This is a genomic window from Streptomyces sp. NPDC002032 (genome assembly GCF_042890765.1).
In the GTDB taxonomy this organism is placed as follows: Bacteria; Actinomycetota; Actinomycetes; order Streptomycetales; family Streptomycetaceae; genus Streptomyces.
The window spans coordinates 59,940-82,110 of record NZ_JBIASM010000020.1 but is presented as its reverse complement, the minus strand read 5'-3'; the positions used below and the strand labels follow the sequence as shown (position 1 = coordinate 82,110).

Genomic DNA, 22,171 nt, shown 5'->3' with positions numbered 1-22,171 from the left:
GTCCGCCGGATCAATGGCCCCGGGCCGGCCTGTTCCCGTTCCGGACGAATGCCTTCGGCTCCCCCGCCCCCCGTCCGCATTCACCACACCGGGGGACGAGAATGCGAAAGGAGAACGAATTCCCGGCAAACGGAACATTCCCCGTTCCGGGCCGCCGGAGATCACCGGAGATCGACGGGATAAACCCGCTCAGCGGTGCGGACCGGCCGCCTTCAGCAGCTCGACGGTGACGTCCGCCGCGTACCCCGTGTCCGGGCCGGTACGGCGCGCGAATTCGCGTACCCCGGCGAGCTGCTCGGGGCCGAAGCGGAAGTCGAGGGTGGTGAAGTAGCGCTCCAGCAGCTCGGCGTCGAAGGCCTCCCAGCGGGCCGCCTGGTCGGCGACCTTCGCGACTTCCTCCAAGGAGAGGTCACGGGAGGCGAGGAACGCCGCGTGGGCCTCGTGGACCACCTCCGGCTCACGGGCGAGGTAGTCCTTGCGGGCGGCCCAGACGGCGAAGACGAACGGCAGTCCCGTCCAGTCCTTCCACATCTGCCCCAGGTCGTGCACGGTCAGCCCGAGGCGGGGGGCGTCGTGCAGGGAGGCGCGCAGCGCGGCGTCGCCGATCAGCACCGCCGCTTCGGCCTCCTGCATCATGAGCCCCAGGTCAGGGGGGCAGGTGTAGTAGTCGGGCCGGACCCCGTACTGCTCGGAGAGCAGCAGCTGGGCGAGGCGTACGGAGGTCCGCGAGGTCGATCCGAGGGCGACCCGGGCGCCGTCCAGCTGCTCCAGCGGGACCTGCGAGACGATCACGCAGGACATGACGGGGCCGTCGCAGCCGACCGCGAGGTCGGGGAAGGCGACGAGCTGGTCGGCGTTGCGGAGGAACTCCACGAGGGTGATGGGGGCGATGTCCAGCTCGCCCCGTACGAGGCGTTCGCTCAGTTTCTCGGGGGTGTCCTTGGTCAGCTCCATGTCCAGCAGCGTGCCGGTTCGGGCCAGTCCCCAGTAGAGGGGCAGGCAGTTCAGGAACTGGATGTGGCCGACGCGGGGCCGGCTGCGATAGACGTCCACATCGCGAGACTAGCCCCCGGCTCGCCGTCAGCGATCAGGCGGGTCTCAAACGTCCGAGTGACGTGATCTTTCCCTCTGGTCTCGCCCCGAGGGTGCGTGCTAGGCTCGACGCAAGTTGCAGTTTTGGTTTCCCTTGCAGTACGAAGCCTGCGGAGCATGTAACCCGCAGGCTTTTGTAGTTTTCAGACTTCTTAGCAGGTTCTGGAGCAGGGCGACCCTTTGGCCCATAGGAGGGCTCATGGCTACCGGAACCGTGAAGTGGTTCAACGCTGAAAAGGGCTTCGGCTTCATCGCCCAGGACGGCGGCGGCCCGGATGTCTTCGTCCACTACTCCGCGATCAACGCCTCTGGCTTCCGCTCCCTGGAGGAGAACCAGCAGGTGAACTTCGACGTCACGCAGGGTCCGAAGGGCCCGCAGGCGGAGAACGTTACCCCGGCCTAGTCGCCTGGCCGACCGGATCGCGGTTGGATTAGCAGTACCCAAGGAGCCCTGTCTCCTCCGTGCGAGCGGAGGAGGCGGGGCTCCTGCCTTTGTGCCCCCGGCGGTGGCGCGGGGGAACGCCGGTGGCCCGGTCACCGCGAGGTGACCGGGCCACCGGCGTTCGGGGGCGGGCCCCCGGGCCCCGGTCCCGGCCGGAGCCGGAGCCGGGGACCGGCGGGCCTCAGGGCTTGGCGGGCCTCAGGGCTTGGCGGGCCTCAGGGCTTGGCCGGCCTCAGGGCTTGGCCGCCTGGGTGGGCTTGGCGGGCTGGGTGGGCTTCGGAGCGGTGATCTTGATTCCCACCACGAGCTCCGCGCCGTCCGGGGTGCTCAGGCGGAGGTGGTAGGTGCCCTCGGGCACGTCCGTCGTGAGCAGCTCCGGCAGGGCGGTCTTGCCGTCGGCGCCGGTCTTGGGCAGCTCCAGGGTGAACAGCTTCGCGCCGTCCTTGCCCGCGAAGTACGGGCCCTTCGCCTTCTTCGGGTCCAGCGGGACCCAGGCGCCCGGCTCGCCGTCGACCAGCGTGGCCGTCACCCGCGTGTCCGCCACGGGCTTGCCGCCCATGGCGGCCAGGAACTCCAGGCCCTTGACGGCGGTGCCGGCCGTGACCGCGACCGGGGCGTCCCCATCGGCACGGGTGATCTCCAGCGGCTTCGCCTTCTCGGTGACCGTGCCGGGCAGGGTCACCGTGAACTGGCTCTTGGCGTCGTAGGCCGTCGCCCGCAGGGTGAAGGTGCCCCCCTTCGCGCCCGCCTTGAGGCGGGGCGCGGTGGCGGTGCCGTCGGCGCCGGTACGGACGACCACGCTCGGCTCGCCCTCGAAGACGAAGCCCGTGCCGCCGGTGGTGTCCTGCTCGACGGCGAAGACCACGGCCTGCCCGGCGGCGGGCTTGCCGTCGCTGAGCACCGCCTTGAAGCGGACGCCCTCCGCGAAGAGGGCGCCGGTCTCGGCCTCCAGCTTCGCGTCGCCGACCCGCTCCAGCTTGGCGAGGGTCGCGGGCGGCGGGGTCGGCTTCGACGGCTCGCCCGGGGTGGGGGTCGGCGTCGGAGTCGGCGTGGGCTTCGGGGTGGGCTTCGGGGTGGGCGTCGGCGTCGGCCGGGTGGCCGGGGTGTTCGGCGACGGCACGTGCGGCGCCTGCGGGGTGGGCAGGCTCGGCGTGGGCGGCGTCGGGTAGTTGCCGACGGGCGGGTTGGGCACGCCGGTGGCGCCGTCCAGGTACTGGCGCATGTAGCCGAGCACGGAGTTCACGTAATCGCGCGAGCTGTTGTAGCTGAGGACGGCCTTGTCCAGGTCCGCCGGGAGCGAGAGGTCCTTGCCGCCCGCGCAGAGGTACAGGCCCGCGCCGAGCGCCGCGTCGTAGATGTTGTTCGCGTCGCGCTGGCCGTCGCCGTTGCCGTCGGCCTTCCAGTCCTTCCAGGTGGAGGGGATGAACTGGAGCGGGCCGAAGGCGCGGTCGTACTCGGTGTCCGCGTCCCACTCGCCCTTGTCGGTGTCGGTGATCTTCGCGTACCCGTTGCCGTCCAGGCGGGGCCCGCGGATCGGCCGCTCGGTGGTGCCGTCGGGCTTGAGTCCGTAGCCGGAGGCGTGCACCGACTCGACCCGGCCTATGCCCGCGATCAGCGCCCAGGACAGGTTGCAGTTGGGGAGGGCGGCCTTCACCGCGACCTCGGCGCGCTTGTAGGCGTCGAGGGCGGTCGCGGGGATCCCGGAAGCCCCCTCCCCCGCGACCGCGCCGCCCGCGGCGGGCGGGGCCAGCGGGTCCGCGAGCGGGGCCGGGAGGTCGAGCCGGGCGTCGCCCCGGTCGGCGGCCTGCGGGCTCTCCGGGGTCGGTTCGGCTTCTCCCGCGCCGGCGACCGGGGTGTTGGTCAGAGCGGCGGCGGTGGTCAGGCTGGCCGCGAGGGCGGCCGTGCACAAGACCTTGCGCGAGGTGTTGACTACGTGACGGTGAAGCGGCTTCACAGTGCGGCGATCCCCCCAAGGCGGCCGGCGAAGGCGTCGGCTGGTCGAGCCGTGATTCTTCTGTCTATCAGGTATTCGGATACGACTCGCCGTCACCCCCGTACAGAGGGGGCACCATTCGTCTCACCTTCATCCGGTTGTGGCTCAGGACGTCCAGCGGGCCTCCAGGCGGTCCGGAACACCCCAATGGCACCTCCTGCAACCGCTCGCGGCCTTTGGTGCGGTTCAGCCGGCCCGAACGGCCCATCCCGGCTGGTACGTTCGTTCGCCACCCCCTGCCAGCCGTGAACCCCGCAGACCCCGAAGGCCCGTCCATGAGCACTCCCCCCGTCAACCCCTACTCCGGTGCGCCGCTGCCTCCCCCGCCGGCCGGAGCCAACCCGTACGCCCAGCAGCCGCACGCCCAGCAGCCGCCGTACGCACAGCAGCCGCACGCCCAGCAGCCCCCGTACGCACAGCAGCCCCCGCAGTACGCCCACCCGCAGGCCCCGTACCCCGTGGCGCCCCCGGCCGGGTGCCGCAACTGCGGGGCCCCCGAGGCGGTGAACTTCGCGGTCCGGGCCCACGTCGGCGTGCTCGTGCTGATGCGCTTCCACCGGCTCGACGGCCCCTTCTGCCGCCGGTGCGGCCGGGCCCTGGTCCGGATCATGACCACGAAGACGCTGTGCCAGGGCTGGTGGAGCCCGCTCTCCCTGGTGCTGTTCACGCCCTTCACCCTGATCTGGAACCTCGTCGCCTCGCTGAAGTTCGACAAGCTCGACCCCTCGGAGCCCGCGCCCGGCCGCCAACAGCTGGACGAGGGACCGCCGCTGCACGCCCGGCCGCTCGCCTACGTGGCGATCGTCCCGCTGCTCTGGGCGGTATGGGTCGTTTCGCACATCATCGCGGACGTGGCGGCCTGAGCCCCGGGGCGGCGGGTCCGTCCCGCCGCCCTTCCCAACCCCGCCCCGCACCCCTACCCTGACGGCCCGTCAGATCCAGTCGCCGGACCGAGCCGCCAGGGGGCGCGCCATGCTGCTGCGAGGGAAGACCGTCATCGTCTCGGGGGTCGGGGCCGGGCTCGGCCACCAGGTGGCCGCCGCCGTGGTGCGCGACGGGGGCAACGCCGTGCTCGGCGCGCGGACCGAGGCGAACCTGGTCAAGTCCGCCGCCGAGATCGACCCGGACGGCGCGCACACCGCCCACCGCACCACCGACATCACCGACGAGGCCCAGTGCGAGGCCCTCGTCGCGCTCGCCACACGGCGCTTCGGCGGGGTCGACGCCGTCGTCCACGTCGCCGCCTGGGACTCCTCCTTCGGAGGCCTGGCCGACGCCGACTTCGGGACCTGGCAGCAGATCCTCGACGTCAACCTGCTCGGCACCCTGCGCATGACCCGCGCCTGTCTGCCCGCCCTGCGCGCGGGCGGCGGTGGCTCGGTCGTCATCATCGGCACCCAGTCCGCCGTGGCCGCCCCGAGCGAGGTCCAGCAGGCCGCCTACGCCGCCTCCAAGGGGGCGCTGACCTCCGCGATGTACTCCATGGCGCGCGAGCTCGGCCCGGACCGGATCCGCGTCAACACCGTGCTGCCGGGCTGGATGTGGGGGCCGCCGGTGCAGGCCTTCGTCACCTTCACCGCGCACACCGAGGGGGTGCCCGAGGCCGAGGTCCAGGCCCGGCTGACCGAGCGGATGGCCCTGCCGGACCTCGCCACCGACGGGGACGTCGCGAACGCCGCCGCCTTCCTCGCCTCCGACCGGGCGCGGGCGATAACCGGCCAGTCACTGCTGGTCAACGCCGGTGAGCTGATGCGATGACGCCCCTCACCGATCCGGCCCGTGATCGTATGCTCGCCGTATGACCACTCCGAGTGACGCTCCGACCGACAACGCGATGCGCCGCGCGCTCCGGCGGGCCCGCGACGGCGTCGCGCTCGACGCGACCGAGGCGGCCGTACTGCTCCAGGCGCGCGGTGCGGCCCTCGACGACCTCACCGCCTCCGCCGCCCGCGTCCGGGACTCCGGGCTCGCCGCCGCGGGCCGGCCCGGGGTCATCACGTACTCGAAGAGCGTGTTCATCCCCCTCACCCGGCTGTGCCGCGACACGTGCCACTACTGCACCTTCGCCACCGTCCCCGGCAAGCTGCGCCGGGCCGGCCACGGGATGTTCATGTCCCCGGACGAGGTCCTCGACGTGGCCCGCAAGGGCGCCGCCCTCGGCTGCAAGGAAGCGCTGATCACCCTCGGGGACAAGCCCGAGGACCGCTGGCCCGAGGCACGGGAGTGGCTGGAGGCGCACGGCTACGACGACACGATCTCCTACGTACGGGCCGTGTCGATCCGCATCCTGGAGGAGACGGGCCTGCTGCCCCACCTCAACCCGGGCGTCATGTCCTGGGCCGACTTCCAGCGGCTCAAGCCGGTGGCCCCGTCCATGGGCATGATGCTGGAGACCACCGCGACCCGGCTGTGGTCCGAGCCCGGCGGCCCCCACTACGGCTCCCCCGACAAGGAACCGGCCGTCCGGCTGCGGGTCCTGGAAGACGCCGGGCGCTCCTCGGTGCCCTTCACCTCCGGGCTGCTGATCGGGATCGGCGAGACGTACACGGAGCGGGCGGAATCCCTCTTCGCGCTGCGCCGGATCTCCCGCGCCTACCACGGCATCCAGGAGCTGATCATCCAGAACTTCCGCGCCAAGCCGGACACGGCCATGCGCGGGATGCCGGACGCCGAACTCGACGACCTGGTCGCCACCATCGCCGTCGCCCGGCACCTCATGGGCCCCTCCGCCTGCCTCCAGGCACCGCCGAACCTGGTCGACGGGGAGTACGCCCGGCTGATCGGCGCGGGCATCGACGACTGGGGCGGCGTCTCGCCGCTGACCCCGGACCACGTCAACCCGGAGCGGCCCTGGCCCCAGATCGAGACGCTGGCCGCGCAGTCCGCGGCGGCCGGTTTCGAGCTGCGCGAACGGCTCTGCGTGTACCCGGAGTTCGTCCGGCGCGGCGAGCCCTGGCTGGATCCGCGCCTGCTGCCGCACGTACGGGCGCTGGCAGATCCGGGGACGGGGCTGGCCGACGAGTCGGCGACGGTCGAGGGGCATCCCTGGCAGGAGCCCGACGAGGGCCTCGGCGCGTACGGGCGCACCGATCTGCACACCGCCATCGACACCGAGGGCCGGACCGGCGACCGCCGCGAGGACTTCGACCACGTCTACGGCGACTGGGAGGCCCTGCGCGAGGCCGCGGCCCCCGGCATGGTCCCCGAGCGCATCGACACGGACGTGCGCGAGGCCCTCGCGCGGGCCGCCGACGATCCGACGGCGCTCACCGACGGGCAGGCCCTGGCACTGCTGCACGCGGACGGGCCCGCGCTGGACGCGCTGTGCCGGATCGCGGACGACCTGCGCAGGTCGGTGGTGGGCGAGGCGGTCACGTACGTCGTCACCAGGAACATCAACTTCACCAACGTCTGTTACACCGGCTGCCGTTTCTGCGCCTTCGCGCAGCGCCGCACCGACGCCGACGCCTACACCCTCTCCCTGGACCAGGTCGCCGACCGGGCGGCGCAGGCCTGGGACGTGGGCGCGGTCGAGGTGTGCATGCAGGGCGGCATCCACCCGGACCTGCCCGGGACGGCGTACTTCGACATCGCGCGGGCGGTCAAGGAGCGGGTCCCCGGCATCCACGTGCACGCCTTCTCCCCGATGGAGGTCGTCAACGGCGCGACCCGTACGGGGATGTCCGTACGGGACTGGCTGACGGCCGCCAAGGAGGCCGGGCTGGACTCGATCCCGGGGACGGCGGCGGAGATCCTGGACGACGAGGTCCGCTGGGTGCTGACCAAGGGCAAGCTGCCGACGGCGGACTGGACCGAGGTCATCACCACCGCGCACGAGCTGGGCATCCGGTCCTCGTCCACCATGATGTACGGGCACGTGGACCAGCCCCGGCACTGGCTGGGCCACTTCCGCACGCTGACCCGGATCCAGGAGAGCGCGCTGGAGAAGGGCGTGGCCGGTTTCACGGAGTTCGTGACGCTGCCGTTCATCCACACCAACGCCCCCGTGTACCTGGCGGGCATCGCCCGGCCCGGTCCGACGGCGCGGGACAACCGGGCGGTGACGGCGATGGCCCGGCTGCTGCTGCACCCGCACATCCCGAACATCCAGACCAGCTGGGTGAAGCTGGGCGCGCAGGGGGCGGCCGAGATGCTCCGCTCCGGCGCGAACGACCTGGGCGGGACCCTGATGGAGGAGACGATCTCGCGGATGGCGGGGTCGAGTTACGGCTCGTACAAGTCGGTACGGGACCTGGTGGCGGTCGCCGAGGCGGCCGGGCGGCCCGCGAAGGCCCGGACGACCCTGTACGGGGAGGTCCCGGCGGAGCGCCAGGAGGCGGCCCGCGCCTCGGACGGGCACCTGCCGCGGCTGCTGCCGGTCCTGGACTGAACGCGGGGCGGCGGCCCGGCCGGGGCAGCGTCCCCGGCCGGGGCGTCGTGCGCCGGGGGCGGGGGCGGGGCCGGTCAGCCGACCAGGAGGTCTTCCTTCAGGTCGCGCAGCTCGTGGGAGTCGATGCCGAGGCCGTTCTTCAGGTAGCGGTCGAAGGAGCCGTACGTGGCCTCGACCTCGGCGTTGCCCGCGTTCAGGTACTCGGGGCGGACGTCCAGGAGCGGCTTGTAGACGGCGGCCTGGGCGGGCGGGAGGTGCGAGAGGATCGCGTCGTTGGCGGACTTGCGGTAGTCGTTGGAGGCCAGGTAGTCGGCCATCACCGTCTCCTGCGGGACGCCGAGCGCGGTCAGCAGGGTGGCGTTGGCCCAGCCCGTGCGGTCCTTGCCGGCGGTGCAGTGGAAGAGGACGGCGCGGCCGCGGTCCTTCTCGATGCCCTCGAAGACCTGGGTGTAGGCCTTCTTGCCGCCCTCGCCGCTGACCATCGTCTTCTCGGCGTCGATCATGTTCTTGACGGCCTCGTCGGGGGACTTGGGCATCGTCTGGAAGGCGGGCGAGCCCGCGAAGACATCGGCGACGACGTGGGCGGCGCCGGCCGGGACCCGGTCGGCGTCCTTGCCGCGCTCGTCCTGCGTGCGCAGGTCGAAGACGGTCTTGACGCGCAGCCGCTGGAGGGTGGCCAGGTCGTTCGCGGTGAGCTTGGCGAGGGCGTCGGAGCGGTAGATCTCGCCCATCTTGACCCACTGGCCGGTGGTGGTGCGGTAGCCGCCCGCGTCGCGGAAGTTGGCGGTCCCCTCCAGCTTGATCAGACGGTCGGCGAGGCGCAGGCCCTCGCCGCGGTCCGGCTCGAAGTCGAACCACTGGCGGTCGGCGGCGGGCAGCCCCTTGACGACGGCCCGGCCCTGGGCGCCGCCCCGGGCGACGACCTTGCCGTTGGCCTTGATCTCGACGCGCCTGGTGTTCCCGGCGCTCCACTTCAGGGTGTACGAGCCGTCGGCGCCGGCGGTGACGGTGGCCTCGGTGAACGGGATGGCCGACCGGCCCCGGTGGTGGCCGTTGCCCCAGGGGAGGTCCCAGCCGGAGGCGGTGGCGGCGGGGGGCACGACCAGGGAGGCGGTGAGCGCGGAGGCGACGACGGTCGCGGCGAGGAGAGCCTTCTTCATGCCGTCGAGGCTGGGCGGGTCCGGAGAACGCCGCATGAACGAGGCATGGCCGAAACCGACCGGCTCGAAGGCCAGTGGCAAAACGTGCCACATGGCGGGACGGTGGCCGGATCCGTTCGCCCGACGGCGGTCCTCCGGTCACTTACCGGCGCCATGGCGGACTCCTTCCGAATTCGACCGAACCTGTCCACTACAGTGCGCGCCAGGACACGGGGGGATGGACATGGACACGACGATCACACCGGATACGGGCGCCGCGGGGGCGGCACCCGAGTCCGCGCACACGCCGACCGCACCGCCGACGACGACTCCAGCGGCGACGGTTGCGCCGCCGACGGTCGCGCCGACACCGCCGCCGCCGCCGGAACCGCCGACCGCCGGTCCGGTCCCGGCCACCGGTCCGGTCCCGGCCACCGGTCCGGTCCCGGCCACCGGTCCGGTCCCGGCCACCGCGCTCTGGGGCCGCGCCGAACAGCAGGACTTCCGCAGCCGCGTGCGCGGCGCCCTGCTCGGCTCCGCCCTCGGCGACACCCTCGGCGCCCCCGTGACCGCCCTCACCCTGGAGGGGATCCGTACGGCCCACGGCCCGGCGGGCCTGACCGAGCCCGCCCCCGTAGCCGACGGCCCCGCGGGCACCGTCACCGCCGCCACCCAGCTGACCCTGTTCACCGTGGACGGCCTGATACGGGCCCACGTGCGCCGGGACACCGGCGGCTGGCACCCGCCGACCGACGTCCACCGCGCCTACCGCCGCTGGGCCGCGACGCAGCACGACTGGGGCCCGGACGAGCGCCGCGCGGACAACGGCTGGCTCGCCCGCGAGGAGTGGCTCTACGCCCGGCGCGCCCCGGACCGCTCCTGCCTGACCGGCTTCGCCGACGACACCCTCGCCACGCCGGAGCAGCCGAAGAACCCCACTGCCCGGGACGCGGCCGCCACCACCCGCTCGGCGCCCTTCGGGCTGCTCACCGGCTGGGAGCCCGCCCTGGTCCTCCAGTTGACCGTCGAGTGCGCCGCCCAGAGCCACGGGCACCCCACCGCCTACCTGGCGGCGGGCGCCTTCGCCGTGATCGTGCACGGCCTGACCCGGGGCGACTCCCTGGACGCCTCGGTCCAGCGCGCCCTCGGTCTGCTCGCCGCCCGGCCCGGCCACGAGCCCGTCACCGACGCCCTCCGGCGGGCCGTCGCCGCCGTCACCCGGGGCACGCCCTCACCGGCGGCCGTCGAGGCCCTCGCCCCCGGCGGCGGCCGGGACGCCGCCGACACCCTCGCCGCCGCCGTGTACTGCGCCCTCGTCGCGGAGGACGTCCGCCACGGGCTGCGGCTCGCCGTCAACCACGGCGGCGACTCCGCCGCCACGGGCGCCCTGTGCGGGGCCCTGCTCGGCGCACTGCACGGGGAGACGGCCCTGCCGGCCGGCTGGCTGGCCGGGCTGGAGGGCCGCGCCACGGTCCTCGCGCTCGCCGACGACCTCGCCCTGGAGCTGACCCAGGGCCCGGCCCTGCACGGCTCCCGGTCCGCCGCCCCGGCCTGGCTCGCCCGCTACCCGGTCCCGCCGGCCTGAACCCGGGCGGGGCGGGGCCGGGCTCCGGCCGGGCGGGGGTCCGGGAAGCGACGCCGGGGCGGGGCGTGGCGGGGCGTGGCGGGCCCTGCCGCCCTGGCGCGGAACGCCGTACCTTGGCCCTCCCCACGACTCGGAGGTGCCCTCGCCCATGCGGATCGCCACGACCGTCTTCCTCACCGACCGCACCGTCTCCCCCGTCCGGCTGGCCCGCGCCCTGGAGGAGCGGGGCTTCCACGGCCTCTACCTCCCCGAGCACACCCACATCCCCGTCAGCCGCGTCACCGACGCCCCCATGGGCGGTGACCTCCCGGAGCAGTACGGGCGCACCCTCGACCCGTTCGTCGCCCTCGGGCAGGCCGCCGCCGTCACCGAACGCCTGCACCTGGGCACCGGCATCACCCTGGTCGCCCAGCACGACCCGATCGGCCTCGCCAAGCAGGTCGCCACCCTGGACCACCTCAGCGGCGGCCGCCTCACCCTCGGCATCGGCTACGGCTGGAACGTCGAGGAGGCCGCCGACCACGGCGTCGAGTGGAGCACCCGGCGCGAGCGGGTCCGCGACCACATGGCCCTGATGCGCGCCCTGTGGGCCCCGCGGCCCACCGGCCACGAGGGCCCGTACGCCCGCGTCCAGCCGAGCTCGGCCCACCCCAAGCCGGTGCAGCCGCCGCGCGAACTGGCCCCCGGGCAGCCCCTGTACGGTCCGCGCACGCTGATCGGCGGCTCAGCCGGCCCGAAGCTGTTCTCGGCCATCGCCGACCACGCCGACGGCTGGCTCCCCATCGGCGGACGCGGCCTCACCGAGTCGGTGCCGGTGCTGCGGCGGGCCTGGGAGGACGCCGGGCGCGACCCCAAGACCCTCCAGGTCGTCCCGTACGCCGTCCAGCCGAGCCCCGGCAAGATGGGCCACTACGCCGAACTCGGCCTGGAGGAGGTCGTCCTCCAGCTCCCCTCGGCCCCCGAGGCAGAGGTGCTGCGGGCCCTGGACGACTTCGCCCAGTACCTCTGACACCTCTGAGACCCCTGACGGGCCTTCGCCCCACCCGGCGGCTGATAGGTTGGCGCGTTGCGTTTCCAGCCAACTCGCTTTCCCTGGGGGACTTTCCCGTGCTCAACCACCTGCGCCTTTCCGTCGCCGCCGCCACCGGCATCGCCGCCGTGCTCACCCTGACGGGCTGCGGCAGCGACTCCGCCCCCGCGGCGGACAAGAAGGAAACCCCCGTCATCGCCCCGGCCCCCGCCGCCAGCCCCACGGCGGGCGGCGCGGGCGGGGCGGCCAAGGCGGGCACCCTGGACGGTGGCTGGATCTCGATGCAGAACCCGGGCAAGGGCGTCGTGCTCACCGTCAAGGGCCAGACCGCGTTCGTGGTCGAGGCAGCCACCGGGCTGACCTGCGAGGGCACCAGCACTGGCGCCGCCCTCGACCTGAAGTGCCCGGCCGGGGCGACCCGCTCGAAGGGCAAGGTCGACTCCGTCGACGCCACCACCCTGAAGGTCACCTGGGAGGGCGCCGCCGGTACGGACACCTTCCAGCGCAGCGAGGGCAAGCTGCCCTCCCTCCCGGCCCTCCCGACCAAGAAGTAGCACCCTCGGGGGGCCTCCCACCCCGCGAGGCCCCCCGGCTTGGTCGCGGCTCACGTCACGGCGTTACCGGAGGCCGGGCTCCTCCTCGTGGCCGCCGGGCTGCACCGGCCTCGCCCGGCGCGGCAGTTCGGCCCACACGGTCTTCCCGACGAGCCGGTCCACGACCCCCCAGTCGGTGGCGAGCGCCTCCACGATCCGCAGCCCGTACCCCGACCCCGCCCGGTGATCCCGCCCCCGCACCACCGGCCGCCGGTCCCGGCGGGCATCGGACACCTCCACCCGCAGCACCCCCGCCAGCAGCGTCATGCGCACCTCGAAGTCCCGCCCCGGCAAGCGCCCGTGCAGGACGGCATTGGCTGCGAGCTCCGCGACGAGGAGCCCGGCGTCATCGGACAGCGGCGTGCCCTCGGGCACCCCCCAGCCGTGCAGCTCCACGAGCACCAGCTGCCGAGCGAGCCGGGCTCCACGGCGGGTGCAGCTGAAACGCTGAGTGAACACGCGTACGAGGGTCCGGGCGGGGCCGGAGGGAGTGGTCATGGAGAGAACGTCCCTTGTGGGGAGGGGAGTTCCCAGCACGGCGACTACTACTCTTGAACTGTAGTAGCCGACTCTCTGGACAGGCGCAGTCACCGACCGTGAGCATGTCGCGGGGAGGTGACCGTGATGACGGCTGACGAAGACGGCACCAAGAAGGCTGACCCGGATCCGGATCTCAAGAACTTCGGCGAAACGCTGTCCGCCTTCCGTAAACGCGCAGGCCTGACCCAGGAGCAGTTCCGCCCCTTGGTCGGCTACTCGGTGCAGTACGTGGCTTCGGTGGAGCAGGGACGACGACATCCGTCGCCGAAGTTCGTGAACAAGGCGGAGGAGATCCTGGATGCCCACGGTGTCATCCTCATCGCAGCCAGACAGTTGAACCGCAGGCGTGGGCTGGCGAAGTGGTTCCGGCTCTGGGCCGAGCTGGAGGCGGAAGCCATCGCGCTGAACACCTACGAGTCCCGGTCAGTTCCGGGCCTGCTCCAGACAGAGGCGTACGCCCGAGCACTCATCGCGGACGTACTGCCTCCACCCGCGCCCAAGGAAGCGCAGGCCCGCATCAAGGCCCGACTGGGACGGCAGGCGGTTTTACACCAGACCCCCTATATGGTCTTCAGCTTCATCATCGACGAGGTGGTGTTGCTCCGGCGGACTGGCGGGCCGGAGGTGACCCAAGGGTTGATCGACCACCTGATGACCGTGGCCAAGCTCCCGAACGTCGACCTCCAGATCATGCCGCTGGTCAGCCCTCACCACGCCGGCCTCGGCGGACCCTTCCGCCTCCTGGAAACCCAGGAGTACGAGTGGGTGGGCTACAGCGAGGGTCAGCAGTCGGGCCGCGTGCTCTACGACCCGAAGGACATCAGCCTGCTCCACCAGCGATATGCAAAACTTCGCATCCAGGCCCTCAATCCTGCTGACAGCATGGGCCTGTTGATGCGAATGCGAGGATCTCTGTGAACAGCTCCCAGCTCCGGTGGTTCAAGAGCAGTTACAGCAGCAGCCAGGGCGACAACTGCGTCGAGGTCGCCCTCTCCTGGCACAAGTCCACGTACAGCAGCGGCGACGGCGACGACTGCGTCGAGGTCGCCAGCTGTGCCGACACCGTGCACGTCCGGGACTCGAAGCTCGCCGCCAGCCCCGAGCTGGCGGTCAGCCCCGCCGGCTGGACCGCGTTCCTCGGCGGGCTGGGCGTCCACTGATCCATCCATACCGGGCCCTTGGATGTTTGTTCTGCTTTAGGATCTGCGCCGTCCATCCAGGGGGACCGGGGTGTACCACCCTGAGCCCCGACCTGAAGGGCTGACGCCTCCGCCGTGGAACACCTGACGGGGCAGGACCCCACGCACATAGGCCCGTACCGTCTGATCGCCCGCCTCGGCGAGGGCGGGATGGGCCTGGTGCACCTGGGCCGCTCCGACCTCGGGCGTACGGTCGCGGTCAAGGTCGTCCTGGCGGAACACGCCCAGCACCCGGAGTTCCGGAGACGGTTCGCCCGCGAGGTGGCAGCGGCCCGGCGGGTGGGCGGCGCCTGGACGGCCGACGTCCTGGACGCCGACACCGAGGCCGCCGTCCCGTGGGTGGCTACAAGGACCCGTCCAAGCGGCCCACCCCGCACGAGGTGGCCACGTACACGGCGGGAGACCAGGCCGGTGAATGGCTGCCGGGCGCGGTACTGGCCCAGCTCGGCCGACGGGCCGCCCACCTCCTGGACTACGTCCCCGCCCCCGCGCCCGCTGCCACCGCCGACTTACGCACCGACCCCCGCGTCCAGCTCGCCAAGCCGACGCCCCCGCCGCCCGCGTACGCCCCGACGGCACCCTGGCGGGCTTCGCGGTGGCCGCCGCGTTCGGCGGCGAGGCGGCCATTTCCGACCTGCTGGTCTTGAGCCGCGCCCTCCTGGGCGTCTTCGGCGCGCTGATCTCGTCCTCCGCCGCGCTCCTGGTGGCCACGGCCTTCTCCGGGCTGGAGGAGCGGCGCCATCGGCTTTGCGACGGTCTGGTGGCTCGTCCTGGACGTGAGCTGGCGCTGGTGCCTGTTCGCGTTGGTCCCCCTGGCCGTGGTCGCCGCGATCGGAGCGGGAAGGCTGGCAGAGGACCGTCCCGGGCGCCTCGGTGCTCGTTCCGACGTGCTCGCCGTGCTCGCCGTGCTGCTCGGCTGCGGCGGGATCGTAGCGATCAGCGGGGCCGTTCCCTACTTCACGAACCAGGGATTCATCCTCCCCCCGATCGCCCTCGTCCTTCTCGTGGGCTTCGTCTGGAGGCAGACCAGGAGCGCCGGCGTACTCGTCGCGCCGTCCGGCGTCACCTCACGAGCACCGCTCGGATCCGCCCTCGCGACGGCCCTGGCCGGCATCGGTGTCTACGTCGTGATGGCGGCCATGGGGTACCCCTACTACTACTAGACGAGTTATTCCGATGTGATCAGTGGTCGTAGGCGATCAGGGATCGCATGACAGGCTGTCGGGTCTTGTGGTTGTGCCAGACCGCTGCGGCCAGCGCGAGGACGCGCTGGGCGACGCGGACGGCAACGCCCTCGAAGGTCCGGCCGCCGTGCTGTTCCAGGTCGAGTTGACCCTTGAGGGTGTCGTTCACCGACTCGATCAGCTGGCGTACCGACTTCAACAGGGACTCGCCTTTGCGGAGTTTCTCCCGCTTGAACGACGGCCGCAGCAACTCCGCCCCGCGCAAGGCCAGACCGGCCTCGAACTCCTTGGAGGCGAAGCCCTTGTCCGCGATCAGCAGCAGGCCGGGGCCGTCGGTGACCGTTTCCGGCTCGCGGTCCAGCATCGCCGTCAGCACCTCGCGCTCGTCCAGCTTCGGGTTCGCCAGGGCCCATAGGATCGGCATCCCAGCCGGAGTGCATACCAGGTACAGCCGCAGGCCCCAGAAGAAACGGGAGTGGGAGGCGCAGTATCCGTATCCGGCCCAGCCGGCCAGGTCCGACCGTTTCACCGTCGGCCTCGACATACCGCACGGCACCGGGGTGGAGTCGACGATCCAGTGGTTGTCGAACCAGAAGTCGGTGTCGGTGGCGAGGAGTCGTATCGTCCGCTTGACCAGCGGTAGCGCGGCCCGCAGCCGCTTGTTCCAGCCAGGCTGCTTCGGCACGTACGGGAACATCGAGCCGAGGCGGGAGCGGACGAACCGCAGCCACCTGGACTCCGAGGCAAAGCCCAGCATCGCCTGGGCAACAGCGAGGCAGACGAGCTCGGAGTCCGTCAACCGCGGCGGGCGACCCAGCCATCGGGTATCTCCGATTTCATCGTCGATCTTCACGTACAGTGCGGTGAGCAGGGCGTCCAGGTCATTCATCACAGATCGATCTTGGATGCCCTGTTGGTGTTCCCGGACACACCGTCAGTGTTCGGAACGACTCGCCTGGGCTCTGTCCGGAGGATGTACCTCGGGTTCGAGGGGGGCGGTGCGCGGCTGGCGGCATGAGGGGCCAAAGCAGTGCGCACGGGTGCGATGGCAGGATGACGGCATGGTTTCGAATCAGTCGTGGACGGGGTTTCATGGTGACCTGCTGTCAGCGAAGGCATTGGTGTACGACCCGAGCGGTTTCGTCTGCTCGCTGCCGGTGCCCGAACCGGAGAGTGCCGAGTACGCGGCTTGCGCGTTCACGCTCGATGACCGCTCGGTTCGGTTCCGCGTGGCCAAGACCACCCCGGCGAAGGTGGGCCAGTTCGTCACCTTGTGGCAGCGGTCTGAAGAGGGGCCGATCCGGCCCTTCGACGCCGACGACGGAGTGGACCTCTTCGTCATCAGCAGCTGCGACGACAACGGCTTCGGACAGTTCGTGTTCCCGCGCGAGGTGTTGTGCGAGCGCAACATCGTCTCCTGTAACGGCTCCGGCGGGAAGCGCGGATTCCGCGTCTACCCGCCGTGGGTGACCACGACCAACCGGCAGGCCCGCAGCACGCAGGCATGGCAGGTGAACTACTTCTTCAACCTCGGTCAGGACGGGCTTGCCGACCTGACTCTCGCCCACGCCCTCTACCACCCATAGGTGCCCGTTGCGCGACGGCGTCCGGCGACCTGGAACAGCACGGCGGCCGGACCTTCGAGGGCGTTGCCGTCCGCGTCGCCCAGCGCGTCCTCGCGCTGGCCGCAGCGGTCTGGCACAACCACAAGACCCGACAGCCTGTCATGCGATCCCTGATCGCCTACGACCACTGATCACATCGTAATAACTCGTCTAGGGCGCGCTTGAAATGTGTTCGATGATGACGAGCGTGCCTCGACTGCCGGGTCGCACGGCATGCTCTACTCCCGCCTCAACGATGTACATCTCCCCCGCGCATACTTCGACCTCGATGTCGCCAGCCACCAATTGCAGCGTGCCGTCCATCACCAGCAGTGCTTCCGCCGTGGCATGGGATTCCGGCGCCAAGGGGCGTCCATCCATCCGCAGCACCTTCACCCCGGTGCCCCCGACCTGCCCGAGCAGGTGTGAGCTCCAGGTGTCCGGCAGTTTTACGGCCGTGCTCCGTATGTCGATAACGCTCATGGCGTGCCTCCTGGCGGGCCGCCTCACCGGAGGGCTGAATGAGCCGCCGGAGACGTCCGCGATCGTGATCAAGGGATGCAGTGACGCTACGACACGGCAGCGCACTGCTGGTCGACCGTGAGGCAAAACCTCCCGCCTCGGTCGGACGGCCGCCCGGTTTCGACCGCGAAATGTACAAGCACAGGCACAAGGTCGAGTGCGGACACGTCCTAGCCCTGGTCACGGCGGAGGGACCGGGCCCGGCGCGGTCGTGCCCGGGGCCGGACGCCAGAAGCGCCCGTCAGGCAGGGCCTGACGGGCGCCGAGGAAGTACTCCGCGTCGCGCTGGAACCGGACTCCGGGCACGGCGCTGCGGACGCGGGCCCATATGCCGGGTGCCACCCGGTACTCGCCCGCCACCATCCATGGATCGTCACCGAGCACGAAGAGGTACCGGATCTCAAGGAACTGGTCCCGGGTCAGGGACACGGACTCGACCAACTCCTCGTCCGCCTCGCCGAAGCCGCTCAGGTCCCAGACGAGGTTGTACCCGTCGGCGAATGGATAGTCGCTGCTCATCCGCCTCAAGCTAGGCGCCGCGCGAGGGCGCACGCACCTGTTTTTCGCGGCGGCGGGGCGGGGGCGGGCGCGGGGGTGGGGTCGGGGGTGGGCGGTGCACCCTGGAGGGGGCCGGGACGGTGCTGGGGGCTGCCCGTCAGTCCACTGTCCTTCCGCGTCGGGCCGGTCCCTCAAGGGCGCTCCTTCGTCGCGTCGCTTCGCGATGGCCTTCGGCCACCCTTGACCGACCGTCCCGCCACGAAACGCCAAAGACTGCCGGGAAGCCCCCAGGGAAACGGCAGGGGGGGACGAGTCATGCCCGGGCCCGTCAGAGATGAACGAGGGGCCGGGAGCTGCCAGACCACACGAGACAGCGACACGACGAGCCTGCGGCTCCAGCAGAAGCCCCCGCGCATCAGATCGCTACACGCTTCGCCCGGCATAGCGTCCGCCGCCCATCTGTGGCTGGACATAAGCCGCCCAAGGCGAAGAATTGGCCCTACTTGACGAGCGACCGCCCCCCGGCAAACGGAGAGCGGATGGAGACCGGCAGATGGCGACCGGCGGACGGAGACCGGCAGTCGGAGATCGGCAGACGACGACCGCAGATGGCGACCGGCAGACGACGACCGGCAGATGGCGAGGGGAAGACGAGGACGGCAGATGGCGACCGGCGGGCGACGATCGCCCTCAGACCGCACGAAAAGTCACTCTCGTCGCTCTCTCACTCCGTCACGGCCGCAGACGCCCGTGACTACCTGCCCTCGATCGTCATCGACCCGCCCTCGCCCGTCATCGACCGCCCTCGGTAGGTCTCGGTTGGCCTATGTCCGGCCACGGACGGCCGGCGGACGCTATGCCGGGAGAAGCGCGTAGCGATCTGATGCGCCAGGTGTCCCGCCCGGCTGCTCTGGTCGCTGTTTGGTGTGGTCTGGCTGCCCCTGGCCCCGGATGTGGTCTGGGAGGGCCGGATGTCGGGCCCGCCTGGGGTCCCTTGGGGGTAGGGGTCTCGGCTCCCTGAGAAGGATCGGCCAGGCTCACTGCCCCGTGAACGTTCTTTTGGGGGTTTCCCGGCAGTCTTCGTTTTTCCGTGGCGGGACGGTCGGTCAAGGGTGGCCGAAGGCCATCGCGAAGCGACGCGACGAAGGAGCGCCCTTGAGGGACCGGCCCGACACGGAAGGACGATGAGACTGACGGGAGACCACCAAACCCTCCCTGAGGCCGATCAACTGACACCCCGCCCCCGGACCCCGACCCGCCCCATGGGTGAGCCCCGTCACACCGCCCCGGGCTCGGCGGACGTACCCTCCCGGCATGATCGATGCACACACCCATGTCCGGGTCGCGCGGCCCTCGTTCGACCTGGAGGCCGCTGAGCGGTTCTACGTCGACGGGCTCGGGCTCGACGTCCTGTGGCGCACCAGCGGACACGTGCCCGGGGAGCACGACCTCCTGATGGTCGGCCCGGCGGGCGGCGGCTGGCACTTCGAGCTGACCCGGGACCCGGACAGCCCGCTGGCGCCGACGCCGACCGTGGACGACCTGTTCGTGGTCTACCTCGGCAAGGCCCCCGACGAGGCGCTCGTGCGGCGGCTGGTCGACTGCGGCGGGACCCGGGTGGCGTCCCACAACCCGTACTGGGACGAGTTCGGCGTCACCGTCGCCGACCCGGACGGCTACCGGCTGGTGCTCTGCTCCCGCACCTGGGGCTGAGCACCAGCCGGTAGCCGCCCCGGCCGCGCCCGGCAAGACGACGGCCACCACCCCACGCGGGGCGGTGGCCGGGGGCGGTGGCCGGGGGCGTCAGCCGGCCTTCGGGGCGCTGGGGAGCCCGGCCGACAGGGCGGAGCCCGCGCCGGTGAGGGAGGTGTCGGCGGCCTGGGAGGCGGCGCCGGCCGCCTGGGCGGTCACACCCACGGCGGTCTTCGTGTCCTGTACGGCATGCCCGGGATGGTCGACGATGTCGCCGACGCGCTTGGCGATCGGCGCCACGGCGGGCTGCCCGTCCCCGTCGGCGGCGTGCGCGACGGCGGGCGTGAGGGCGAGGGCGGCCCCGCCGGAGAGCAGCAGGGCGGTGAGGGTGCGCTTCATGGCAGTCATGCCCCACCCAACGACCCCGCCACGCACCGGGTCACCACTCATGCCAGCCGTTCCGCGCATCGGATGACTCCTGCTTTGCCCAGCCGTGCCAGCAGATCCTCCCGCGTCATGGGCGGATTGCGCTTTCCGGCCGCCATCCGCGTCACTGTCCGGGCGACCTCCTCATTAGGGCAGTCCCGCTTCGCCCGCGGCTTCGGCGATGCGTCGACGGCCTTCCTCCCGGCGCGCGCGCCGCTCCTGGAAGGCGAGTGCGTCCGCCAGCCGCACGATGCGGTGGCGGCTGTCCGGCAGGTGGCTGGAGGCGATCTCGCCCGCGTCGAGGAGACGGACGACGAAGGGCCGGGAAAGCCCTAGAAGCTCGGCCGTCTCGGCGGGCGTCAACTGGGCTTCCGACGCGAGTACGGTCACGGCGTGGCCTGCCGCCAGCTCGTGAACGGAGGCACTGAGGATGCGTACGAGTTCGTCCGGCAGGGTCCGCTCGCTCCCGTCGGCCGCACGCAGTATGACGGCGACCTCGCCGGGGACCAGCCGCCCGGCCGCGGCGAGGGCGTCCTGGACGTCGGGGGCCGCCAGTGAACGGCCGCGCCCCCGCCGCGCCCCGCCCCGCCCGGGGGTCAGTCCTGGACGATCAGGGACGGGGTGGACTTCGTGAGGACCTCGCCGCGGAAGAAGGCCGGGGTGCGGCGCTGGAGGACGAGCATGATGACCAGTCCGAGGCCCAGGAGGCCGACGCCGATGACGAAGACGCTGCCGACGCCGAGGCCGGGGATGGAGGAGCCCGAGCCGTAGGAGGGGTCCCAGGCGTCGGTGAGGGTCTTGAGGAAGACCGCCGCGAGGAGCAGTCCGCCCAGGACCGGGAAGACGCCCTTGAAGAGCAGGCCGCGGACGGAGTCGCGCAGCTCGCCGCGGAAGTACCAGGCGCAGGCGAAGGCCGTCAGCGAGTAGTAGAAGCAGATCATCAGGCCGAGCGCGAAGATCGTGTCGGTGAGGACGTTCTCGCTGACCAGGGTCATGACCGTGTAGAACGCGCCGGTCGCGATGCCCGCCATGACGGTGGCGCGGCCCGGGGTCTTGAACTTGGGGTGGACCCGGGCGTAGGAGGCGGGCAGGGCCTCGTACGTGGACATGGCCAGGACGGTGCGCGCCACCGGAATGAAGGTGGTCTGCAGGGAGGCGGTGGCCGAGGCGAGGACGGCGACGAAGAGCAGGATGCCGAGCACGGGGCCCATGACGGGGCCGGCGAGGGCGGCGAAGACGTTGCCGGAGGTCTCCGGGTTGCCGAGGCCGAGGCCGGAGGTGCCGGAGCCGACGGCCATCTGGGCGGCGACGCCGGTGGCCAGGTAGGAGCCGACCAGGACGACCATCGCGATGAGCGAGGCGCGGCCGGGGGTCTTGGCGGAGCCGGTGGTCTCCTCGTTGGTGGCCAGGCAGGCGTCCCAGCCCCAGTACATGAAGATCGAGAGGGAGAGCCCGGCGGTGAAGGAGCCCATGGAGCCGACCGCGAAGGGGTTCATCCACTCCCAGGAGAAGTCCAGCCCGGTGTCGAAGGTTCCGGCGGAGGCCTTCTGGAGGGCCATGGCGACGAACAGGCCGAGGACCGCGAGCTGGAGGCCGACGAGGGTGTACTGGACGCCCTTGGTGGCGGTCATGCCGCGGTAGCTGATGGCGGTCGCGGCGGCGATCAGGGTGAGGCAGGTGGCGATGTGGACGGCCTTGTTGCCGTCCAGGGCCGAGACCGACGGATCGTTCGTGATCTCGCCCGCGAGCAGCCAGAAGTAGGACGTGGCGACGCCGGCCAGGTTGGACAGCACGATGATCGTGGCGATCACCAGGCCCCAGCCGCACATCCAGCCGATCCGCGGGCCGAAGGCCTTGACGGTCCAGGTGAAGGAGGTGCCGCAGTCCGGCATGGCCTTGTTGAGCTCGCGGTAGGCGAAGGCCACCAGGAGCATCGGAAGGAATCCGGCCAGGAACACGGCGGGCATGTGGACGCCCACCTCGCCGGCGGTGGAGCCGAGGGTGGAGGTCAGGCAGTAGACGGGGGCGACGGTGGAGATGCCGATGACCGCGCTGCCCACCAGGCCGACGGACCCCTTGCCGAGGCCCTTGCCGCGGACCTCGCCGTCGCCCTGACCCTGGCCCCGGGCGACGCCGCTTACCGTGTCTCCGACCTGCGGCCGAACGTCCAGCTGTGTCATGTGTCAGGACGTTAGACGGTGCGGTTTCCACATTCGGAAGACTTAAGTCCGGATCCGAAGAC

The 22,171-nt window shown here is 71.7% G+C and carries 24 protein-coding genes and 2 pseudogenes; 16 read left to right on the top strand and 10 right to left on the bottom strand.

Annotated features, from left to right (window positions below; all coding sequences use genetic code 11):
• Nucleotides 1–189: 189 nt before the first annotated feature.
• A complete protein-coding gene (locus ACFYYT_RS31835) occupies nucleotides 190–1,053 on the bottom strand; it encodes a menaquinone biosynthesis protein (RefSeq protein WP_351826176.1) in 864 nt (287 codons plus the stop codon).
• A 238-nt stretch (nucleotides 1,054–1,291) separates the two neighbouring features.
• On the opposite strand from ACFYYT_RS31835, the gene ACFYYT_RS31830 reads away from it, so the two are divergent.
• On the top strand, nucleotides 1,292–1,495 hold the full coding sequence (locus ACFYYT_RS31830) for a cold-shock protein (protein WP_007265804.1): 204 nt from the start codon (nucleotides 1,292–1,294) through the stop codon (nucleotides 1,493–1,495).
• 271 nt (nucleotides 1,496–1,766) lie between these two features.
• Here the strand turns inward: ACFYYT_RS31830 and ACFYYT_RS31825 are convergent, their stop codons facing one another.
• On the bottom strand, nucleotides 1,767–3,488 hold the full coding sequence (locus tag ACFYYT_RS31825; protein WP_351826175.1) for a lytic transglycosylase domain-containing protein: 1,722 nt from the start codon (nucleotides 3,486–3,488) through the stop codon (nucleotides 1,767–1,769).
• A 314-nt stretch (nucleotides 3,489–3,802) separates the two neighbouring features.
• Between ACFYYT_RS31825 and ACFYYT_RS31820 the strand changes: the two genes are divergently transcribed.
• The 3 genes from ACFYYT_RS31820 to ACFYYT_RS31810 all read left to right on the top strand — a co-directional run bounded on the left by ACFYYT_RS31820 (nucleotide 3,803) and on the right by ACFYYT_RS31810 (nucleotide 7,917).
• Nucleotides 3,803–4,390 carry a hypothetical protein gene (locus ACFYYT_RS31820; protein ID WP_351826174.1) on the top strand — a complete coding sequence of 196 codons (588 nt, stop codon included), beginning with the start codon at nucleotides 3,803–3,805 and terminating at the stop codon, nucleotides 4,388–4,390.
• Between the two features lie 109 nt (nucleotides 4,391–4,499).
• Nucleotides 4,500–5,285: an SDR family oxidoreductase gene (locus ACFYYT_RS31815; RefSeq protein WP_351826173.1), complete on the top strand. Its 786-nt coding sequence runs from the start codon at nucleotides 4,500–4,502 to the stop codon at nucleotides 5,283–5,285.
• A 40-nt stretch (nucleotides 5,286–5,325) separates the two neighbouring features.
• A complete protein-coding gene (locus tag ACFYYT_RS31810) occupies nucleotides 5,326–7,917 on the top strand; it encodes a bifunctional FO biosynthesis protein CofGH (RefSeq protein ID WP_351826172.1) in 2,592 nt (863 codons plus the stop codon).
• 74 nt (nucleotides 7,918–7,991) lie between these two features.
• On the opposite strand, the gene ACFYYT_RS31805 is transcribed toward ACFYYT_RS31810, so the two are convergent.
• Complete coding sequence (locus tag ACFYYT_RS31805) at nucleotides 7,992–9,077, bottom strand: tyrosine-protein phosphatase (RefSeq protein ID WP_351826171.1); 1,086 nt, start codon at nucleotides 9,075–9,077, stop codon at nucleotides 7,992–7,994.
• Nucleotides 9,078–9,300: 223 nt separating this feature from the next.
• Here ACFYYT_RS31805 and ACFYYT_RS31800 point away from each other — a divergent pair, with 223 nt between their 5' ends.
• From ACFYYT_RS31800 to ACFYYT_RS31790, 3 genes are all read left to right on the top strand, one after another.
• Nucleotides 9,301–10,641: an ADP-ribosylglycohydrolase family protein gene (locus ACFYYT_RS31800; RefSeq protein WP_351826170.1), complete on the top strand. Its 1,341-nt coding sequence runs from the start codon at nucleotides 9,301–9,303 to the stop codon at nucleotides 10,639–10,641.
• 148 nt (nucleotides 10,642–10,789) lie between these two features.
• Nucleotides 10,790–11,650, top strand: coding sequence for a TIGR03619 family F420-dependent LLM class oxidoreductase (locus ACFYYT_RS31795; RefSeq protein WP_351826169.1), 861 nt, complete (start codon nucleotides 10,790–10,792; stop codon nucleotides 11,648–11,650).
• A 98-nt stretch (nucleotides 11,651–11,748) separates the two neighbouring features.
• Nucleotides 11,749–12,225: a hypothetical protein gene (locus tag ACFYYT_RS31790; protein ID WP_351826168.1), complete on the top strand. Its 477-nt coding sequence runs from the start codon at nucleotides 11,749–11,751 to the stop codon at nucleotides 12,223–12,225.
• 63 nt (nucleotides 12,226–12,288) lie between these two features.
• Here ACFYYT_RS31790 and ACFYYT_RS31785 read toward each other — a convergent pair whose 3' ends face one another.
• A complete protein-coding gene (locus ACFYYT_RS31785; protein WP_351826167.1) occupies nucleotides 12,289–12,762 on the bottom strand; it encodes an ATP-binding protein in 474 nt (157 codons plus the stop codon).
• Nucleotides 12,763–12,888: 126 nt separating this feature from the next.
• On the opposite strand from ACFYYT_RS31785, the gene ACFYYT_RS31780 reads away from it, so the two are divergent.
• The 5 genes and pseudogenes from ACFYYT_RS31780 to ACFYYT_RS31760 all read left to right on the top strand — a co-directional run bounded on the left by ACFYYT_RS31780 (nucleotide 12,889) and on the right by ACFYYT_RS31760 (nucleotide 15,166).
• Entirely contained in the window at nucleotides 12,889–13,722 is an 834-nt protein-coding gene (locus tag ACFYYT_RS31780; RefSeq protein ID WP_351826166.1) for a helix-turn-helix transcriptional regulator, read from the top strand.
• Nucleotides 13,719–13,964, top strand: a complete 246-nt coding sequence (locus tag ACFYYT_RS31775) for a DUF397 domain-containing protein (protein ID WP_351826165.1) — start codon at nucleotides 13,719–13,721, stop codon at nucleotides 13,962–13,964. The genes ACFYYT_RS31780 and ACFYYT_RS31775 overlap by 4 nt, the downstream gene beginning before the upstream one ends.
• A gap of 114 nt (nucleotides 13,965–14,078) precedes the next feature.
• Nucleotides 14,079–14,351 (top strand): annotated as a pseudogene (locus tag ACFYYT_RS31770) (serine/threonine protein kinase); the annotation flags it as partial.
• A complete protein-coding gene (locus tag ACFYYT_RS31765; protein WP_351826194.1) occupies nucleotides 14,339–14,650 on the top strand; it encodes a hypothetical protein in 312 nt (103 codons plus the stop codon). The pseudogene ACFYYT_RS31770 and the gene ACFYYT_RS31765, both read left to right, overlap by 13 nt.
• 129 nt (nucleotides 14,651–14,779) lie before the next feature.
• Nucleotides 14,780–15,166, top strand: coding sequence for a hypothetical protein (locus tag ACFYYT_RS31760; RefSeq protein WP_351826164.1), 387 nt, complete (start codon nucleotides 14,780–14,782; stop codon nucleotides 15,164–15,166).
• 19 nt (nucleotides 15,167–15,185) lie between these two features.
• Here the strand turns inward: ACFYYT_RS31760 and ACFYYT_RS31755 are convergent, their stop codons facing one another.
• Complete coding sequence (locus ACFYYT_RS31755; RefSeq protein ID WP_351826163.1) at nucleotides 15,186–16,079, bottom strand: IS982 family transposase; 894 nt, start codon at nucleotides 16,077–16,079, stop codon at nucleotides 15,186–15,188.
• A 169-nt stretch (nucleotides 16,080–16,248) separates the two neighbouring features.
• Here ACFYYT_RS31755 and ACFYYT_RS31750 point away from each other — a divergent pair, with 169 nt between their 5' ends.
• Together ACFYYT_RS31750 and ACFYYT_RS31745 are read left to right on the top strand one after the other, a co-directional pair.
• Nucleotides 16,249–16,773: a MepB family protein gene (locus tag ACFYYT_RS31750; RefSeq protein ID WP_351826162.1), complete on the top strand. Its 525-nt coding sequence runs from the start codon at nucleotides 16,249–16,251 to the stop codon at nucleotides 16,771–16,773.
• 29 nt (nucleotides 16,774–16,802) lie between these two features.
• Nucleotides 16,803–16,943 (top strand): annotated as a pseudogene (locus tag ACFYYT_RS31745) (IS982 family transposase); the annotation flags it as partial.
• 19 nt (nucleotides 16,944–16,962) lie between these two features.
• Here the strand turns inward: ACFYYT_RS31745 and ACFYYT_RS31740 are convergent.
• On the bottom strand, nucleotides 16,963–17,274 hold the full coding sequence (locus ACFYYT_RS31740) for a cupin domain-containing protein (RefSeq protein ID WP_351826161.1): 312 nt from the start codon (nucleotides 17,272–17,274) through the stop codon (nucleotides 16,963–16,965).
• Nucleotides 17,275–17,493: 219 nt separating this feature from the next.
• The gene (locus ACFYYT_RS31735) at nucleotides 17,494–17,832 is read right to left on the bottom strand and encodes a hypothetical protein (RefSeq protein ID WP_351826160.1); all 339 of its coding nucleotides are present in this window, start codon (nucleotides 17,830–17,832) and stop codon (nucleotides 17,494–17,496) included.
• A 1,293-nt stretch (nucleotides 17,833–19,125) separates the two neighbouring features.
• Here ACFYYT_RS31735 and ACFYYT_RS31730 point away from each other — a divergent pair.
• A complete protein-coding gene (locus ACFYYT_RS31730) occupies nucleotides 19,126–19,524 on the top strand; it encodes a VOC family protein (protein WP_351826159.1) in 399 nt (132 codons plus the stop codon).
• Nucleotides 19,525–19,614: 90 nt separating this feature from the next.
• Here ACFYYT_RS31730 and ACFYYT_RS31725 read toward each other — a convergent pair whose 3' ends face one another.
• Together ACFYYT_RS31725 and ACFYYT_RS31720 are read right to left on the bottom strand one after the other, a co-directional pair.
• Nucleotides 19,615–19,911, bottom strand: coding sequence for a hypothetical protein (locus ACFYYT_RS31725; protein ID WP_351826158.1), 297 nt, complete (start codon nucleotides 19,909–19,911; stop codon nucleotides 19,615–19,617).
• A gap of 165 nt (nucleotides 19,912–20,076) precedes the next feature.
• The gene (locus ACFYYT_RS31720; RefSeq protein ID WP_351826157.1) at nucleotides 20,077–20,319 is read right to left on the bottom strand and encodes a helix-turn-helix domain-containing protein; all 243 of its coding nucleotides are present in this window, start codon (nucleotides 20,317–20,319) and stop codon (nucleotides 20,077–20,079) included.
• 3 nt (nucleotides 20,320–20,322) lie between these two features.
• Here ACFYYT_RS31720 and ACFYYT_RS31715 point away from each other — a divergent pair, with 3 nt between their 5' ends.
• Nucleotides 20,323–20,487, top strand: a complete 165-nt coding sequence (locus ACFYYT_RS31715; protein WP_351826156.1) for a hypothetical protein — start codon at nucleotides 20,323–20,325, stop codon at nucleotides 20,485–20,487.
• Between the two features lie 38 nt (nucleotides 20,488–20,525).
• Here ACFYYT_RS31715 and ACFYYT_RS31710 read toward each other — a convergent pair whose 3' ends face one another.
• Entirely contained in the window at nucleotides 20,526–22,109 is a 1,584-nt protein-coding gene (locus ACFYYT_RS31710) for an APC family permease (protein WP_351826155.1), read from the bottom strand.
• Between the last annotated feature and the right edge of the window lie 62 nt (nucleotides 22,110–22,171).

Excerpts from the sequence above, each read along its gene's own strand:
- ACFYYT_RS31830 (WP_007265804.1), top strand. The coding sequence starts at position 1,292 with ATGGCTACCGGAACCGTGAAGTGGTTCAACGCTGAAAAGGGCTTCGGC.
- ACFYYT_RS31820 (WP_351826174.1), top strand. The coding sequence starts at position 3,803 with ATGAGCACTCCCCCCGTCAACCCCTACTCCGGTGCGCCGCTGCCTCCC.
- ACFYYT_RS31815 (WP_351826173.1), top strand. The coding sequence starts at position 4,500 with ATGCTGCTGCGAGGGAAGACCGTCATCGTCTCGGGGGTCGGGGCCGGG.
- ACFYYT_RS31810 (WP_351826172.1), top strand. The coding sequence starts at position 5,326 with ATGACCACTCCGAGTGACGCTCCGACCGACAACGCGATGCGCCGCGCG.
- ACFYYT_RS31805 (WP_351826171.1), bottom strand. The coding sequence starts at position 9,077 with ATGAAGAAGGCTCTCCTCGCCGCGACCGTCGTCGCCTCCGCGCTCACC.
- ACFYYT_RS31800 (WP_351826170.1), top strand. The coding sequence starts at position 9,301 with ATGGACACGACGATCACACCGGATACGGGCGCCGCGGGGGCGGCACCC.
- ACFYYT_RS31795 (WP_351826169.1), top strand. The coding sequence starts at position 10,790 with ATGCGGATCGCCACGACCGTCTTCCTCACCGACCGCACCGTCTCCCCC.
- ACFYYT_RS31785 (WP_351826167.1), bottom strand. The coding sequence starts at position 12,762 with ATGACCACTCCCTCCGGCCCCGCCCGGACCCTCGTACGCGTGTTCACT.
- ACFYYT_RS31780 (WP_351826166.1), top strand. The coding sequence starts at position 12,889 with ATGACGGCTGACGAAGACGGCACCAAGAAGGCTGACCCGGATCCGGAT.
- ACFYYT_RS31750 (WP_351826162.1), top strand. The coding sequence starts at position 16,249 with ATGGTTTCGAATCAGTCGTGGACGGGGTTTCATGGTGACCTGCTGTCA.
- ACFYYT_RS31740 (WP_351826161.1), bottom strand. The coding sequence starts at position 17,274 with ATGAGCGTTATCGACATACGGAGCACGGCCGTAAAACTGCCGGACACC.
- ACFYYT_RS31735 (WP_351826160.1), bottom strand. The coding sequence starts at position 17,832 with ATGAGCAGCGACTATCCATTCGCCGACGGGTACAACCTCGTCTGGGAC.
- ACFYYT_RS31730 (WP_351826159.1), top strand. The coding sequence starts at position 19,126 with ATGATCGATGCACACACCCATGTCCGGGTCGCGCGGCCCTCGTTCGAC.
- ACFYYT_RS31725 (WP_351826158.1), bottom strand. The coding sequence starts at position 19,911 with ATGACTGCCATGAAGCGCACCCTCACCGCCCTGCTGCTCTCCGGCGGG.
- ACFYYT_RS31710 (WP_351826155.1), bottom strand. The coding sequence starts at position 22,109 with ATGACACAGCTGGACGTTCGGCCGCAGGTCGGAGACACGGTAAGCGGC.